Below are 16853 nucleotides of genomic sequence, written 5' to 3'. Positions count from 1 at the left end.
CGGTAGATTCCGTACGGTCCGCTCAAGGAACTCGGGTTCCGTTTGTTCGAGCGGCATGGATACTCGACCGTCCGTGTCTTGAATGACCGAACCGAAGGGGACAGAGGGGCATGCAGTGCTGTACCGGGTGATGAAGCGCTTCTGGATCCCAATGCTTCTTGTGGTCGTGGTCGCGCTCGGCGCCTATGCCATCCTGCGTATTCACGGGTCAGGAGGACCGCGAGCGCCGAAGTCAGCGGAGGGGTCTGGGATTACCGCGAACTTCAATCCGAAGCACATCACCTACGAGATCACCGGGTCCGGGGGCACCGCGAACCTCAACTACCTCGATGAGAACGGTCAACCCCATCTCATCGAAAACACGCCGCTGCCTTGGTCGTTCACCATCGTGACGACGCTGCCGTCGATGTCGGCCAACATCATGGCGCAGGGTGACAGAAACGTCAGCGACCTTCGCTGCCGGGTCACGGTCGACGGCGACGTGCGCGACGACCGGACCAGCACCGACTTGGTCAAACCGTTCATCTACTGTTTGGTGAAATCCGTATGAGCATTCAACATTCGAAGCCCCATCGCCCGTTCCTGGGGCGGACGGTCCGGATCTTCTCGCTGCCGATCATCGTGTTCTGGGTGCTGGCCGCGGTCGGCCTGGGCATCCTGGTCCCGTCTCTCGATGAGGTCGCGGCGAGCCGGTCGGTTCCGATGAGCCCGACCGGTGCGCCGTCCTATCGGGCGATGCTGAACATCGGCAAGGTGTTTCAGCAGTACGACTCGGATTCTTCGGCGATGGTTGTGCTCGAGGGAAAGGACAAGCTCGGCGATTCCGCGCACAAGTTCTACGACGAGATCGTCGCCAAGCTGACCGCCGATCATCAGCATGTGCAGAACGTTCAGGATTTCTGGAGTGATCCGCTGACCGCGGCGGGCTCGCAGAGTGTGGACGGCAAGTCCGCGTACGTGCAGATCTTCCTCAACGGCTCACAGGGCACTAGTGAGAGCCATGAGTCAGTGGCCGCTGTTCGTGACATCGTCGCCTCGGTGCCGGCGCCGCCGGGTGTTAAGGCCTACGTCGCTGGCAACAGCGTTCTCAACGCTGATACCAGCGTCGCCGGGCACCAAAGCATGGCGACGATGGAGTTGGTGTCGGTCGCCGTCATCATCGTGATGCTGCTCGCCATTTACCGCTCGGTCGTGACGATGTTGGTGTCCATGGTCATCATCGGGCTGGAACTGTTTGCCGCGCAGGGTGTTACCGCCGCTGCGGGTTACCTGCACATCATTGGTTTGACCCCGTACGCGGTGAGCATGGTGACCATGCTGGCCTTGGCCGCCGGAACGGATTATGTGATCTTCCTGCTGGGCCGATATCAAGAGGAAAGATCGAAGGGCCTAGATCGCGAAGAGGCGTTCTATGTGGCCTATCACGGTGTCTCGCACGTCATTCTGGGTTCCGGCTTGACGATTGCGGGTGCCACCATGTGCCTGAGCTTCACCACGCTGCCGTACTTCAACACCATGGGTTTGCCTTGCGCGATTTCGGTCTTGGTGGTCATCGCGGCGGCGCTGACGCTGGCACCGGCGATTCTCACGGTAGGGTCCAATTTTGGTTTGTTCGATGCCAAACGTGACCTCTCGGCGCGGGGTTGGCGCAAGGTCGGCACTGCGGTCGTACGGTGGCCGATCCCGATCATCTTCGTGACCACCATGGTCGCCGTCATCGGTTTCATCAGCCTGCTGACCTATGTGCCGCAGTACAACGACCAGAAGTTCACTCCCGCCAACATGCCGGCCAACCTCGCAATGGGCGTGGCGGACCGGCACTTTTCCCAGGCTCGGATGAACCCGGAATTGTTAATGTTGCAGGCTGATCACGACTTGCGCGACCCCGCGGACATGCTCGTCATCGACCGGGTCGCCAAGAACGTGGCACATATGCGGGGCATCGATCGGGTGCAGACGATCACGCGCCCATTGGGTTCGCCGATCGAGCACAGTTCGATCCCATTCATGCTCGGTGCGCAAAATGCCGGAACCTTGCAGGGCGCCAAGTTCAACAACGACAACTCTGCTCAGATGCTTGAGCAGGCCGACGAGATGAGCAGGACCGTCGCCAGCATGGAGCGCATGTACACCATCACCTCCGAGCTGAGCGCGACCACACACAGCATGGTCGGCCGTACGCACGAGATGGTGGAAACCACCCAGGAGTTGCGCAACAATATCGCCGATTTCGAGGATTTCTTCCGGCCACTGCGTAGCTACTTCTATTGGGAGAGGCACTGCTTCGACATCCCGATCTGCTGGTCGCTGCGCTCCATCTTCGACGCCATCGACGGCGTCGACACCCTCAGCGACCAGCTCCAGGGGCTCACGACCGATCTGGACCGCATGGATCAGTTGATCCCACAGATGTTGCCAGTTCTGAAGTCGACCATCAGCTCGATGACAAAGATGCGGGACTTCATGATCGCGACCCACAGCACCATGGCCGGCACCCAGGCTCAGCAACAGGAACTGGCCAAAGGCGCGACCGAGATCGGGCTGTACTTCGATCAGGCCAAGAACGACGACTTCTTCTACCTGCCACCGGATGTGTTCCAGAACCCTGACTTCAACCGTGGCCTCAAGATGTTCGTCTCGCCCGACGGTAAAGCTGTCCGCTTCATCATCACCCACCAGGGCGACCCCGCATCCACCGAAGGCATCGCACACGTCCGCGATCTCAAAGGTGTCGTCGCGGACGCCGTCAAGAACACCCCATTGTCCAATGCGAAGATTTCGCTTGCCGGCACCGCGTCGATGTACTCCGACATGCAGGACAGCGTCAAAACCGACCTGCTGATCGCTGTCATCGCGTCGATGATCCTGATCTTCGCGATCATGTTGGTGATCACCCGCAGTCTGGTGGCAGCACTGGTGATCGTCGGCACCGTGGGCGCGTCGCTGGGCACCGCGTGCGGGCTGTCCGTGCTGCTGTGGCAGGACATCGTGGGCTTAGGCGTGCAATGGATCGTGATCCCGCTGTCCATAGTGATCCTGCTGGCAGTGGGCTCGGACTACAACCTGCTCGTGGTCTCGCGCCTCAAAGAGGAGATACACGCGGGACTCAACACCGGCATGATCCGAGGCATGGGAGCAACCGGACGCGTCGTCACCGCGGCCGGGATGGTGTTCGCGTTCACCATGATGTCGATGATCGTCAGCGACCTGCGCGTCATCGGCCAACTGGGCATGACCATCGGCATCGGCCTCATCGTCGACACACTGATCGTGCGTGCGTTCATGACCCCATCGATCGCCGCGGCACTCGGCCGCTGGTTCTGGTGGCCGCTGAACACCTTCAAGATCGTCAAGAAGACGCGTCCCGGACGGGATTTCGACGACAGTACCGCGCCAATCCGGCAGCTCTCAACCACATGAGTGCCGCCCGAACGTCTGGTCGACCCGAGTTTATCGCCGAATCCCAGTCCAAACTGCGCCAACGCACCAACGGGCGCCTCGACCGGTCACGTGATCCCGCAATCCTCAACGCTGCCTTGGAAATTCTGGCCGAACACGGCTACAACGCCACCAGCATGAACGACATCGCCGCACGGGCCGGTGTCGGTAAAGCCGCTATCTATCGCCGCTGGTCATCGAAAGCGGCACTGATCACCGACGCGTTGGTCTATTGGCGCCCCGATCTGTTGGACGACGACCCGCCCGATACCGGCAGCCTATCGGGGGATCTGGAGGTGATCGTCGAGCGCACAGCCCGCAACGACGACGACCTGATCTCCAATGACCTGATCCTGCGGGTCGGGTTGGAAGCCGCTCAGGATCCCGATTTGGCTTCTGCGCTCGACGATTTACTTCTCTTCAAAGGCCGCCGCGTGCTGTCAGCCATTTTCGCCCAAGCTGCCCACCGCGGCGAGATACCCGGCGACCGCGATTGGTCACTGGTTGCCGATGTGATCGTGGCGATCGGTCTGCTACGGGCGGCGAGCGGACAGACCGTCGACGCCGATTTCGTGCGGAACGTCATCAATATGCTTGTGCTGCCGGCCCTCACCTGCCCCTCCGGTGCTGCCGGACCCGATCGCCGGTAACTCGCTAGGTCTGCGCATACCCGATCATCACCGCCTGGCGGGCCGTCAATGAGCCTTCCAACCCGGCGGTCAACGCGGGGATGCTGCGGCTCAAACCGTTCGTGAGCCAATTCGGCGAGTTGATGAGCGTCAGGTTATGGCGGCGTGCCGCTGAGTGGTTTCAAGTCTCACCGACGGCAGCGCCCAGGTCGGCCGTCCGCTACCGCATGCTGGGGCCAGCCGGGATAGTCGACCGCAGCTCACGTCCGTATCGCAGTCCGCAACGCAACCCTGCATGCACCGAGCGACGGATCACCGAGGACCTGATCACCACGATGCTGGAGACCACCCCGCCTGACGCCGCTCACTGGTCGACCCGATCGATGGCTGAGCATCTCGGCCTGAGTCGGTAGATACTCTCCCGGGTGTGGCGGGCATTCGGCCTGGCTCCGCAATAAACAAGAACGGGCCATGGTGCTGTGCGTGGACGACAAGGCCCAGATCCAGGCCCTCAACCGCACTCAGCCTGGTATTCCCGATGCTGCCGGGCACTTCGGGGATCGGCCGGTCACGGCGCCACATCACCGTCATGAACGCGCCACCTCAGCAGTCCTGCGCGACTTCACCCTCGACCCCACCGGGGACTACCAACCCACCGGCGCCGCCAAGGCCCCAAACGGAAGAACCGCGGAGCTAAAGTGGGTTTGCGGATTCGAACCTGCGACACCGGCTTTAGGAGAGCCTGCGAGCCCGTCTGGTTGAGGCAGCGAAAGGGTATTTGAGCTGGCTATATAGTGCCATCACGCGCTAAGCGGCACCACGGCGTGTCGCGGATCCACCGACCACAGGAGCCGCGCATTGAACACCAACGGCGAAATGCCAGATGGTGCGGCGTTGTTTCTCGTCAAGCCGGGATGGTGTGCCGCAATGACATCGAATCGCAAGCAGACATCGAGCGACTCATGGTTGAGCGGAATATTTCGTTCGTGTTCAGGCTATCCGTCACCGAACAGCCGGATGGGACCTGGGTCGCCCGCTACCCAGGCTCCGACTGGTCCGTCGTCGGCCGCGGCTCCGACGAAGCCCGTCAGCGATTACACGCTGAACAGCTCGCCAGAATGCGCGACCCCAACCTTTCCGATTGGAAGGTTGATGCCGTCCGCCGCCACTTCGCCGGTGGGCCAGTCGACGGTCTTTACGAGCTGGATAACGCCTTCGCCGACCGTGTCATCGAAGTGGGGACGCAGGCGGCGCTGGACGCAGCGCTTCCTAGTGTGTCGCGCCTGAAATTCTTGCCATGTATTTGGCGAGGGAGTCGAGGATCTCGTCGGCGGTTTTAGTCCAGCGAAACGGTTTTGGGTTGTCGTTCCATTCGGTGATCCAGGCTCCACCCTGTTCCGCGCGCGGTGAGTCGCTCCCAGTTTCCGGACGCGATGGCGGTGTGCTGCGCTTCGGTGGCCGGGAGGTTTTCGATGAACGTCCGTACCGTGCCGCGTGAGTTGCCGGCGACCAGACGCCCCGTATCACGTATTCGCTGGGGAAGAGACGGCGTCGGTTGCGTTCGGCGCCATGCTGCGGTCATTGCCGTCGACCGCGAAGGTGCACGGCGTGATTGAGGCGGCCGACGGGGAGGATCACCTCGATCTGGCTCGACCGCTGCATCGCGTGCAGCGTGGGGAGGCCACGGCCAAGGACTCCGCTGTGCTCGCCGACGCCGTGCGCGCACTCGAGCTGCCCGATCAACCCGGCGTCGCCTACCTCGCCGGCGAGGCGCGCACCATTCAGACGCTCCGCAAGATCCTCATCACCGAGCGTGGTTGGGACCGGCGAGACATCCTCACCAAGCCCTTTTGGACGCCCGGCCGTACCGGCATGGAATAGCCCTTGCCCGGACCTGCCAAGTCCGAACCGATTCCGCCATGGGGATGGGGATAGGGCCGCGGCAACACCCAGTTCGCGGCAGACCGCGGAGGTGTCGTTGCCCTCGGCCAGCAGCCGATCGGTAGCCGTCAGGTTGCGCACGACTGCTCGTGGCTCTGACGTTTCTTCGCCGCGATGATCTTGTCCGACCCTTGCGGCCCACGAAGTGGGCCGCAAGAATCACATAAGACATCGGAACAAAACCTGGGGTAGTTCAAGTTGATGCCGTCCGTCGCCACTTCGCCGGTGGGCCAGTCGACGGTCTTTACGAGCTAGATGACGCCGTCGCGGACCGGGGCATCGAAGTGGGGACGCAGGCGGCGCTGGACGCAGCGGTTGGTTCACCTTAGCCGAGTTGCACGAAACGTAGTGCTCTGCTCAGAAGCTCGGCTCCGGCTGTTGGAATGCGCCGTTCGATCCCCGAGCGTGCCCCGCGTCGTATTCAGCCGGCCCGCTGTACTTCTCGATGAGGGATTGCTTGTAGAGCTTGCCGGCGTCGCTTCGCGGCAGACGGCTCTCGAAGCAGATCTGTCGCGGACACTTGAAGCGCGCGAGCCGGCCTCGCAGCCAGTCCATCAGCTCGTCGGCGAAGGCATCGGGCGCGTCCAGTGGGTCCACAGTTTCGACCACTGCGGCGACCCGCTGACCCATCTCGCTGTCAGGAATCCCGAAGACGGCGGCGTCGGCGACCCGCGGATGGGTCACGAGTAAGTTCTCGGCCTCATGCGGATAGATGTTCACGCCCCCGGAGATGATGGTGTGGTGGCGCCGATCGCTGAGATAGAGGTAGCCGTCCTCGTCGAGGTGTCCGACGTCTCCGACCGTCGCCCATCCGTTCGGGTTGTGGGATGCGGCGGTTTTGACGGGATCGTTGAGATAGTCGAACGCAAAGCCGCTCTCGTAATAGAGGTCTCCGGTCTGGCCTGCCGGCAGCTCGCTGCCGTCTGGGCCGAGGATGTGAGGCGTACCGAGCAGTGAGCGGCCGACAGATCCGGGGTGTTGCAACCACTCCTCGGCTGTGATGAAGCTGATTCCCGCGCCCTCGTAAGAGGAGTAGAACTCGTCGATGATCGGACCCCACCACTGGATCATCTGTCGCTTGATCTCGGGCGGACACGGCGCCGCGGCGTGCACGACGCGCTGAAGGCTGGACAAGTCGTAGGCGTTGCGCACCTTGGGTGGCAGCTTCAGCATGCGAACGAACATTGCGGGGACGAACTGCGCATGGGTGATGTGGTAGCGCTCGATGCAGGCCAGCGCCTGCTCGGCGTCGAACTTCTCCATCACCACCGTGGTAGCGCCGAGCGCCTGCACACACATCGACCAGACCGACGGCGCGGTGTGGTAAAGCGGGGCCGGACTCAGATACACCGACCGGCCGGTGATGCCCAACGCATTCAGCAGCGGAGTGAGCACGTTCGGGGCGACGGCCGGCGCCAACATGCGGTAACGTCCGCCGAATACGCTTGGGTCGCCCGGTGGTGCCCGACGAGTACTGCCGCAGATCGCCCTCAAACTCGTCGGCGATCGGCGTGTCTGGTTCACCCGCAACGCATTCGGGATAGGCGGTCCAGTTTGATAGCGCAGCTCCGGTCATCAATCTGAGCGGGGTCGGAACGTCGGTGAGGTAATCGTCGAGCTCTCCGCACCGTGCGCTCATCGTGGCCGAGGCCACGATCGCTTTGGCATCGCTGTTGGTCAGGATGTAGCCGATTTCGGCGGGAGTCAGGTGTGTGTTCACAGGTACGTAGTAGAGGCCGGCGCGCCGGGCGGACCACATCACGACGTGTATGTGCTCGTTGTTCTCCATGACAAGCGCGACGGTGTCGCCCTCACGCAATCCATGCCGGCGCCAATAATGCGCTAACCGGTTCGCTCGAGCTTCGAGTTCCGCGAACGTCACCTGGAATTCGGACGCGTGCAGCACGATCGCCGGTTTCGCCGACGACGCATGCTCGCGAATCTGCATCGTCCTACCGGTCCGCCGGCTCCGCAACGAGCCCCAGCAGCGCCGCACGCTCGGATTCGGTCCACGGACGAGTACCCCGCCGGTCCGAGTCGAGCACCACCTGGACGGTTCGGACCGTTGCGCATTTGCGTCCTTCCTCGGTGGCAATCACATTGACCGTCGTGAACGAGGACGTGCCGACAGATTCCACTGCCGACGTCACCAGCACGGCGTCGGACGCCTCGACCGAGCTGTGGTAGTCGATGCCGTTATGCACGACGACTATCTGCCCCCACGCGTCGGGCAGCGTGGCCTGCAGATACCGCGCCCGGGACTCCTCCGCGTAGACCAGGAACACGTTGTTGTTGACGTGTCCGACCGGGTCCAGGTCCGTCCAGCGTGGCTCGATCCGCAGCGGCGGGGGCAGTGCAGTCATAGCCAAATAATCTATCTGAATCGACCGGGTTATCGGTACACCCCTTGGGGAGTGGAGGGCATCACCATTATAATGATATAACTATATAGCGCATTGCCGGTGTACTTAATGGCGTACGGAGAAAGGATCGCTCATGACTCAGGTGGCCGCGATCGGCACCTACCGTCCGCCGTGGATAGCTGGCGGTCGTCGCGTCCGTGGGCCCGACGAGGATGCGGTCACCATGGCCGTGGCCGCCGGCCGGGCCGCGCTCGCGGGAACACTTGCCCGGCGGGTGGTGTTGGTCTCCCGCAATTTCCCCTTGATCGAAGGGGGCAACGGCGCGGTTCTGCTGGCCGGCCTCGGACTGTCCGGCGACACAACCATCACCGAGGTCCTCGGCGGGGCCCCGGCGGTGCTGGATCAGATCGTCGCAGCGACACCCGGGACCTTGGTGATCGCCGCGGACGACGACGATCGGTACGCCGGTGCGGCGGCGCTGCTGACTGGGGACGCCGGTCCGGCGCTGGATCCGGTCGGCCGTGTCACGCGCAGCCTCCCTATGACCGCGCGCGCCGACGATGGATCGCGGCACGACTACGCCGACCCGCGCTTGCAGCGCGAGGTGGGCGTGCGGGCCAGCTTCGCCAGTCTCGGCGTGCCTGCGGGTGCCGCCGTCGCGGTCGTCGCGGGGGCGAAGCCGGTGGTGCTCGGCGTCGAACCGAACACCTCTTCGGCGTCTGCCGACTCGACGACGGCGGGTAGTGTGCTGATCGCATTGATCGCCGACGCCCTGGACGCCGGCACGACGGGTCTGGTCGTCGCCGTCGAGAACGCGACAATCAGCGTTGCGGAACTCACGGCGGCCGGCGCGCCCGTGCGGGTGGCGCGCGACGAGGTGGAGGCGCGGGACCTGCCGCGGGCAAAGATCGCCGAAGGCACGGGCATTCCGATATCGCTGCCGGCTTATGCGCGCGCCTTCGAGCCCAAGATCCGTTGGGAGGCCGCCGTGTTCGATGAACGACCCGGCGTCGACGGTAACCCTCAGTTTCCGCCGCGGCGCCGCGTGGACGAGTCGGGAACGCTGGCCGCCCAGTACCGGTTGGAGCCGCTACCGCGCACCGGCACCGTCTATACCCACACGACCGTAAGGATTCCGGTGCCGGATTTGCCCGGTCCTTACTCGCTGGCGGTGGTGGCTCTGGATAACAGCCCGGTGCGAGTCCTGCTGAAGGTCACCGGAATACCGGCCGGCGAGGTGACGATCGGTCAGCCTGGGGCAGTGGTGCTGCGCAAGGTCGCGACCCGCGCGGGGGTACCAGACTACGGATACATGTTCTGGCCGGGCCGTCCGGCCGAGGAGGTCTTGGCATGAGAAACGTGGCAATCGTCGGCGCCGGCATGACGCCGTTTGGCGAACACTTCGACCTGGGCGTCAAAGACCTGATTCCGATGGCGTACGCCGAAGCGGCGAGCCGGGTGGACAAGGGCATCACCAAGTCGAAAATCGAGGCGGCGTGGTTGGGAGAACTGGCCACTACCGATGGGTTTCCGTCCGGGATCCTGGCCGACACCCTTGACCTCACCGACATTCCCGTCACTCGGGTCGAGAACGCCTGCGCTACCGGCAATGACGCGATCCGCAACGGGGCGATGGCGATCGCCGCGGGCTGGTACGACGTGGTGCTGGTCGTCGGCGCCGACAAGGTCCGCGAGACGGCGTCGAACACGACGTTCTGGGACTGGGCGGCGATGACGCGTGACAACGCCTGGGATTACCCGTTGGGCCTCGTCGCTCCGGCGAACTTCGCCCTCCATGTGACTCGGTACCTGCACGAGTCGCCGGCCACCAGGGAGCACATGGCGATGGTGGCGGTGAAGAACCACCACCACGCGCTGACGAACCCGAAGGCGCAGTTGCGTTACGAGATCACCGTCGAGCAGGCCCTCGCCGCTCCGATCGTGGTGGAACCGTTCGGTCTGTACGACTGCACGCCGCAGAGCGACGGCGCCGCCGCGGTGATCCTCGCCGCCGAGGACGTCGTCGACCGCTACACCGACCGGCCGGTGTGGGTGCGCGGGGTCGGGCTGGGCATGGACAGGGTTATGCATCAGCACAAGGCCGACATGACCACGTTTCCGCCTACGGTGCGTGCTGCGAAGGCGGCCATGGCGATGGCCGGGGTGACCCCGCGCGATATCGACGTCGCCGAGGTGCACGACTGCTTCAGTGGTGTCGAGTTGATCAGCTACGAGGACCTCGGCTTCGCGGACAGATTCGAGGCCTACAAGCTGATCGAGGGCAGGGACACCTACGTCGGCGGTCCCATCCCCGTCAATCCCAGTGGGGGGCTGAAGGCCAAGGGCCATCCGCCTGGGGCCACCGGCGTCGCCCAGTGTTACGAGTTGTTCAACCAGTTGCGCGGGGAAGCCGAGAATCAAGTCGACGGCGCCCGAATCGCGCTGGCGCACAACATCGGCGGCCCGACCGCCGTGTCGGCAGTGACCATCCTCTCCACCGGCAAGAACTGACAGGAGCGCCATGACGACCACCGAAAGCGCCACGCTGGCCGGATACGAGGAATTTGCGCCCGAGCTTCTCGTCGAGGAGGTCGGCGCCGTACATGTCGTGCGGATCAACCGCCCCGAGGCGTTCAACGCCGTCGACGAAGCCGTCCATCACGCGTTCGCGACCATCTGGCGCACTCTCGCCGCGGATGATGACGTGCGCGCCGTGGTGACCACGGGCGTCGGCAAGGCGTTCTCGGCGGGCGGCGACATGGTGATGTTCGGCCGTCTGATCGAGGACCCGGCCGCGCGGCAGTTCCAGATCCACGAAGCCCGCACGGTGTTCCTTGAGGTGATCGGGTTCCCGAAGCCGTTGGTATCCGCCGTGAACGGCCCGGCCGTGGGGCTGGGGTGCTCGATCGCGCTCCTCAGCGACTTCCTGGTGATGGGGGAGAGCAGCTACCTGGCCGACCCCCATGTGGCGGTGGGGCTCGTCGCGGGCGATGGCGGCGCGGCGATGCTGCCCCTTTTGATCGGGCTGATGAAGGCCAAGGAGTACGTCCTTCTCGGGGACCGCATCACCGCGGCCGACGCCGAGAAACTCAACCTGGTCACGAGGATCGCCGCCGACGACGCCGTGCTCGACGAGGCGCTGGCACTCGGAGAGAAACTCGCCGCGCTACCGCCGCAGGCATTGCGCGCCACCAAGGTGGCGATGAACATGCATCTTTCGCGCGCCGCCCTGGGCGTGCTGGAGTATGCGTTGGCCGAGGAGTACACGTCGTTCTCCACCCCCGAGTTCCAGGAGCGGGTCGCGGCCTTCCGTAGTCGGTCGAACCGGAAGTAGCAGCGGCACAAGCTATTCGAGGAGGTCGACGACGGTCGACAACTCCGCGCCGCTGAGGACGAACTCCTCGGCCTTGTGAAGGTGCCGCTGCCACAGCTCGCCGGCCTTGTCGGCCTCGCCCGCCTTGATGAGCTCCAACAGCATGCGATGCGTCTTCGCTGATCGCCGAAGCGCCTGCTCTGCCCGGCCGTTGTCGGTGGGTTGAAGCGAGCGGTTCGCGGTCTCGACGATGTGGTGCAGCATCGAGCTGACGATCTGCAACGTCTTGTTCCCTGACAGCCGGGCGATGGCCGCATGAAAGTCGGTCAAGGTATCGATGGCCGCCGCCCCGGGCGCCAGCGAGGTCTCCCGCTCGATGATCGCCTCGAGCTCGGCGACGACTTCCGGCTCGCGGTCCTTGGCGAGCTGCACGACCATCGGCGCCTCGAGGGCGACGCGCGCGTCGTAGACGTCCTTGAGCGTGACGCCCTCGTACTCGAGGATCAGGCCCGCGTACCGCGCCAGCGTCTCCCGCCGCGGCCTTGTGACCCGAGCACCGCCGCGGACACCACGCTGGATAGCGATCAGCGACTCCGACTCGAGGACGCGAAACGCCTCTCGCAGCGTGGGTCTGGATACGCCGAAGCGCTCCATCAGCTCCGATTCCGGCGGCAGCATCGTGCCCTCGGCGAGCTCGCCCCGAATGAACATCTTGCGAAGGATGGTGGCCACCCGGTCGGCCATCTTCGGCTCGCGAAGACTGGTGACTTCCAAGGCGCACCCCCTTGTTGTCGTGGTGGTCAGTAACCCATCGCCCGGCCGACAAGATCCTTCATGATCTCAGTCGTGCCCGCGTACAGCCGCTGGACGCGGGAATCCCGCCATAGTCGCGCGATCTCGTACTCGTTGATGTAGCCGTAGCCGCCGTGCAATTGCAGGCAGCGGTCGACGATTTCCCACTGCACCTCCGAGGTCCACCATTTCAGACCGGCGGCGTCTTCGTCGCTCAGCGTGCCGTCGTTCACCGCCAGCACGCACTGGTCCAGATAGCACTGCGCCGCATCCAATTTCGTCTACATCTCGGCAAGGAAATGACGGTTCACCTGGAACGTGCCGATCGGCTGCCCGAACGCCGTACGCTCCGACGCGTACGCCTTGGTCAGATCGAGCGCTCTGCGGGCCGCCGGCAACGCATAGCACGCGACCCCGACCCGCTCGCTGGGGAGGTTCGATACCAGGTGATAGAAGCCCCGGTTCAGCTCGCCCACAAGATTCTGCTTGGGCACCCGCACGTCCTCGAAGAACAGCTCCGCGGTGTCGGCGGAGTACTGGCCGATCTTGTCGAGCTTGCGGCCCCGGGTGAACCCCTCCATCCCGTCCTCGATCATCAGCAGGCTGATGCCCTTGTGCCGCGCCGACGGGTCCGTCTTGACGGCGGTCAATACCAACTTGGACTGAAGCCCGTTGCTGATGAAAGTTTTCTGCCCGTTGACGATCCAGTGGTCACCGTCCTCGCGCGCCGTCGTCTTGATGCCCGCCAGATCCGATCCGGCGGCGGGTTCGGACATCGCAATCGAGCCGATGTACTCGCCCGAGATGAACTTCGGCAGCCAGCGTTCCTTCTGCTCCTCGGTGGTGAGTCGGTCCAGATACGGCACCAGGATGTCGTTCTGCACCCCGAGACCGATACCGACCGATCCGGTCATGAACATCTCCTCGGAGATGATCTGGTTGAAGCGGAAGTCCTTGACGCCCAGCCCGCCGTACTTCGGGTCGAACTCCCAGCCGATCAGTCCGTGTTCGCCGGCGGCCAACCAGGCTTCGCGGCTTACTTTGCCGTCGCGCTCCCAGTCGTCGACGTAGGGCACGCACTCGCGTTCGAAGAACCGACGTACCGTCGTCCGAAAATCGTTGTGAACGTCCTCGAAGATGTTGCGGCGCATGAACTTCCTTCGATCCGGGCTAGGTCCAGGAGATGAGGTTGGGCAGGGCCCGGTCGCCCGCGTCGACGTCGAACAGGTACTCGGCCATCTCGGTTTCCAGGCGGTCGTGATCACCGCACAGCGCATCGAGCTGGAATCCCCGCGATACGTAGCGGTGCAGTCGGTGCTCGGCCGTCAGGCCGATCGCGCCACAGACCTGCAGCGCAACGTCCGCCACGGCGCGGTGCGCCCGCCCGGCGGCCGCCTTGGCGGCGAGTGCGGACAGCTGACCGCCGAACCGCCACGACTGGTCGAGAAGTGCCCGGGCCCCGGCGATCTGAGCGGCAGCCTCAGCGAGCGCGTGGCGGGGGGACTGCAGCGATCCGATCGAGACACCGAATTGCGTACGGGCGCTTACCTGCTCGGTCGCGACGTCGAGTGCGCTCGACGCCAGGGACAGTAGTTCGGTGCCGAGCGCTCGTTGGGCGGCCGCGACGGCGCGGCGCCACTGGGCGGTCGCCTCGGTGAGGGTGATGTCCAGCGGACCCTGCACCCTGGTCCAGTGCACCGAAGGGTCGAAGGTGTCGATCCGCTCTGAGTGGAGCAGGTCGGCATCGACCACGCCGATCGAGACCGTGTCCCGCTCGCCGGAGACCGGCACGATCAGCCGCCCGGTGGGTGGCCCCAGCACCATCCCGACGATGCGGCTTTCGCCGGACGCCGGTGCGGATCCACTCGACGGCTCGGGTAGCACCAGTCCGTCCACGGCACCGTCGACGAGGCCGGCGAGCTCGGCGAGCATCACGCGGGCAAGGCAATTCGTCGTGGCCAGCGAACCGCCCTGCGCGTCGAAGAGCAGAGCGCAGGCGGCTATTGGATACTCGGCTTCGATCTCATGCCAGCCGAGCGGCTGCAACTCTGGCTCGATCGCGACGTGGGCACGTCGCTGTGCGATGTCCTCGAAGATTCGTGACACGGCTTCAGAGATCATCGTCCACGATTCGTCGAGCGCTTCGTCCTCCGCGTGAATGGGGGTTCTCATCGCTTTTCCTTCGGCAGCCCGAGCAAATGGTCGGCGATGATGCCGCGCTGAACCTCTGCGGTGCCGCCCATGATGGTGGCCGCGCGCGAGTACCACCACTCGGCCCGCGCGGTGTCGAGTTCATTCGATTTCGGCCCCGACGGCCCCGCCATCATCCAGCTGCGTCGGGCGTCGAGGATCAGGTCGTTGGCGGCTTTCTCGGCCTTGCCGAACAACAGCTTGTCCACGCTGCTGCCGGGCCCGATGACCTCACCCCGCGCGAGCCGCCGAACGGTGGTGGCGGTGCGGGCTTGGGCGGCCGCGATATCGATGTACACCCGCGCGAAGCGCTTGCGCGCGTCGTCGGACGCGCCGTGGGCCACCATGTGGGCGCGCAGCCGGCCGAGCTCCGGCAGCACCTTGTTGAGTACCGCGTAGCCGTACATCCCGCGTTCGAACTGCATCAAGAACATCGTCAGCGCCCAACCGCCTCCGACCTCACCGAGCAGCCGCTCCCGCGGCACCCGAACGTCGTCCAAGAAAACCTCGGCGACTTCCCGTCGTCCGCTCGCAAGCGCGATGGGTCGCACGGTCACCCCCACCGCGTCGGTGTCGACGAACAGCATCGTCAGACCGCGGTGGCGCGACTCCGGTTCGCCGGTGCGGACCAGCAGGAAGAGGCGTTTGGCCGTGGCTCCCTGGCTGGTCCAGATCTTCTGACCGTTGACCACGAATCCGCCGGAGCCGTCGTCGACCGCTCTGGTACGCAACGACGCCAGGTCGCTACCCGACTCCGGTTCGGAGAAACCCTGTCCCCACCACTCGTTGCCCGCCAGGTAGTCCGGCAGGTGACGCTCCGCCAGTTGCGGCGCGTACTTCAGCAAGGCCGGCCCCATGACTTCCAGCGACCACTGCTGGGCGGGAATGGGAATCAACGCGAATCCCAGTTCCTCGTAGTACACCGCGCGATGGATTGCGTCGCCCCCTAAGCCACCCATAGCCGGGGGCCAACCCCAGCGGTTCCAGCCGTCTTCGAAAAGGCGTGCCATCACCGCGCTGTCGTGCGCCATCTGATCTTCGGTGTTGTCGAACACCGCGGTCCGCCAGCGGGCCGCCTCGGGTGACTCGCGCAGATAGTTCCGGAAGTCCAGCCGGAACTTGGCGACATCGGCCGCATAGTCGGTGGCAATGCCACCGGGCGCGGACTGCGTCGGATGTGACATCGGGGTCCTTACGTTCAAGGCAATCGGGACGATGATGCAATCAGATAAATAGTTATCTAATTGTACTATATGTACTCTACTGCTACGCCGTGGGCAATGGACCCGCGAGCCCTCTCGGCGCAACGCCGAAGAGCCACGACATCGCCTGCCCCAACTCGGCGAAGTCCAGCGAGGTCCCGTCCTTGGCGTGGTAGCGGCCGGGCGCTTCGGCGAAGCCGTCGATGCGGCTCAGTGTGTGCCCGTTGACCCGGAGGATCTGACCCGTCAGCCAGGACGACTCGGCCGACTGCAGCCACGCCACCACCGCCGAACTGCGCGCCGGATCGAGTGCGGGATCCTCAGCCCGGGGTCCCGCGAAGAAATCCGCGCTGATTCGCGTCACCGCCAGTGGCGAGATGGCGTTCGCCGCGACCCCGTAACGCCTCATCTCCAGGGCGGTCACGACGGTGAGATTGGCGATCGCGGCCTTGGCCGCACCGTAGGCGGCCTGCCCGACGTTGCCCCACAACCCGGCGCCGGAGACGGTGTTGACCACATGCGCGTCAATCGGCTGACCCGACTTCGCCGCTGACCGCCAATATGCGCACGCGTGCCGTGTGACGGCGAACGTTCCCTTCAGGTGTACCGAGACCACCGCGTCCCAGTCCGCTTCGTCGGCCCCGGCGATCATGCCGTCGCGAACGATGCCCGCGTTGTTCACGACTCCGGTGATCGTCCCGAAGGTGTCCACCGCAGCGCTGACCATGTCTGCGGCGTCCTCCCAGGACGTCACCGACCCCAGATGGGCCACGGCTCGGCCACCGAGTTGGCAGATCTCCTGCGCCACCTCTTCCGCCGGGCGCGTGCCGCTCCCACTCGCCGTTCCGTCGCGGTCGACGCCGGGGTCGTTCACGACGACCGCCGCGCCCTGGGCGGCCAGTTCCAGGCAGTGCGCCCGTCCGATGCCCCGGCCGCCGCCGGTGACGAGTACCACCTTGTCGTCGAGCTGACCCATATCGAATGA

The 16853-nt window shown here is 64.7% G+C and carries 12 protein-coding genes and 4 pseudogenes; 9 read left to right on the top strand and 7 right to left on the bottom strand.

The genetic code is table 11. The annotated features are described in order from the left end of the window. Positions 1-118 precede the first annotated feature (118 nt). From SKC42_RS00555 to SKC42_RS00530, 6 genes and pseudogenes are all read left to right on the top strand, one after another. Positions 119-550, top strand: coding sequence for an MmpS family transport accessory protein (locus tag SKC42_RS00555; RefSeq protein ID WP_330962633.1), 432 nt, complete (start codon positions 119-121; stop codon positions 548-550). Further along, entirely contained in the window at positions 547-3420 is a 2874-nt protein-coding gene (locus SKC42_RS00550) for an MMPL/RND family transporter (RefSeq protein ID WP_330962388.1), read from the top strand. Before SKC42_RS00555 ends, SKC42_RS00550 begins: the two co-directional genes overlap by 4 nt. Further along, entirely contained in the window at positions 3417-4088 is a 672-nt protein-coding gene (locus SKC42_RS00545; protein ID WP_330962387.1) for a TetR/AcrR family transcriptional regulator, read from the top strand. The genes SKC42_RS00550 and SKC42_RS00545 overlap by 4 nt, the downstream gene beginning before the upstream one ends. 149 nt (positions 4089-4237) lie before the next feature. After that, a pseudogene (locus SKC42_RS27640) lies at positions 4238-4620 on the top strand (IS630 family transposase); the annotation flags it as partial. A 364-nt stretch (positions 4621-4984) separates the two neighbouring features. Next, the gene (locus SKC42_RS27635) at positions 4985-5407 is read left to right on the top strand and encodes a hypothetical protein (RefSeq protein ID WP_442931917.1); all 423 of its coding nucleotides are present in this window, start codon (positions 4985-4987) and stop codon (positions 5405-5407) included. A 166-nt stretch (positions 5408-5573) separates the two neighbouring features. Continuing rightward, positions 5574-5948: pseudogene (locus SKC42_RS00530) on the top strand (siderophore-interacting protein); the annotation flags it as partial. A 417-nt stretch (positions 5949-6365) separates the two neighbouring features. Here the strand turns inward: SKC42_RS00530 and fadD4 are convergent. Both fadD4 and SKC42_RS00515 read right to left on the bottom strand, forming a co-directional pair. Continuing rightward, positions 6366-7956 (bottom strand): annotated as a pseudogene (fadD4, locus tag SKC42_RS00520) (fatty-acid--CoA ligase FadD4). Positions 7957-7960: 4 nt separating this feature from the next. Next, positions 7961-8371: an acyl-CoA thioesterase gene (locus SKC42_RS00515; RefSeq protein ID WP_330962386.1), complete on the bottom strand. Its 411-nt coding sequence runs from the start codon at positions 8369-8371 to the stop codon at positions 7961-7963. A gap of 133 nt (positions 8372-8504) precedes the next feature. Here SKC42_RS00515 and SKC42_RS00510 point away from each other — a divergent pair, with 133 nt between their 5' ends. The 3 genes from SKC42_RS00510 to SKC42_RS00500 are packed head-to-tail and all read left to right on the top strand — an operon-like array spanning position 8505 to position 11705. Continuing rightward, the gene (locus SKC42_RS00510; protein WP_330962385.1) at positions 8505-9725 is read left to right on the top strand and encodes a Zn-ribbon domain-containing OB-fold protein; all 1221 of its coding nucleotides are present in this window, start codon (positions 8505-8507) and stop codon (positions 9723-9725) included. After that, positions 9722-10882, top strand: a complete 1161-nt coding sequence (locus SKC42_RS00505; protein ID WP_330962384.1) for a thiolase C-terminal domain-containing protein — start codon at positions 9722-9724, stop codon at positions 10880-10882. Before SKC42_RS00510 ends, SKC42_RS00505 begins: the two co-directional genes overlap by 4 nt. 10 nt (positions 10883-10892) lie before the next feature. Beyond that, entirely contained in the window at positions 10893-11705 is an 813-nt protein-coding gene (locus SKC42_RS00500; RefSeq protein WP_330962383.1) for an enoyl-CoA hydratase/isomerase family protein, read from the top strand. A gap of 12 nt (positions 11706-11717) precedes the next feature. Here SKC42_RS00500 and SKC42_RS00495 read toward each other — a convergent pair whose 3' ends face one another. The 5 genes and pseudogenes from SKC42_RS00495 to SKC42_RS00475 form a co-directional block, all read right to left on the bottom strand. After that, entirely contained in the window at positions 11718-12458 is a 741-nt protein-coding gene (locus tag SKC42_RS00495) for a FadR/GntR family transcriptional regulator (RefSeq protein WP_330962382.1), read from the bottom strand. Between the two features lie 26 nt (positions 12459-12484). After that, positions 12485-13627: pseudogene (locus SKC42_RS00490) on the bottom strand (acyl-CoA dehydrogenase family protein). 19 nt (positions 13628-13646) lie between these two features. After that, positions 13647-14648, bottom strand: a complete 1002-nt coding sequence (locus tag SKC42_RS00485; protein ID WP_330962381.1) for an acyl-CoA dehydrogenase family protein — start codon at positions 14646-14648, stop codon at positions 13647-13649. Continuing rightward, the gene (locus SKC42_RS00480) at positions 14645-15850 is read right to left on the bottom strand and encodes an acyl-CoA dehydrogenase family protein (protein ID WP_330962380.1); all 1206 of its coding nucleotides are present in this window, start codon (positions 15848-15850) and stop codon (positions 14645-14647) included. The genes SKC42_RS00485 and SKC42_RS00480 overlap by 4 nt, the downstream gene beginning before the upstream one ends. Before the next feature lie 82 nt (positions 15851-15932). Beyond that, positions 15933-16844 (bottom strand): SDR family NAD(P)-dependent oxidoreductase, encoded by a 912-nt coding sequence (locus SKC42_RS00475; protein ID WP_330962379.1) that lies wholly within the window; start codon positions 16842-16844, stop codon positions 15933-15935. Between the last annotated feature and the right edge of the window lie 9 nt (positions 16845-16853).

It is taken from the genome of Mycobacterium sp. 050134 (genome assembly GCF_036409085.1).
Taxonomy (GTDB): Bacteria; Actinomycetota; Actinomycetes; order Mycobacteriales; family Mycobacteriaceae; genus Mycobacterium.
This window is presented reverse-complemented; position numbering and strand designations above follow the sequence as displayed.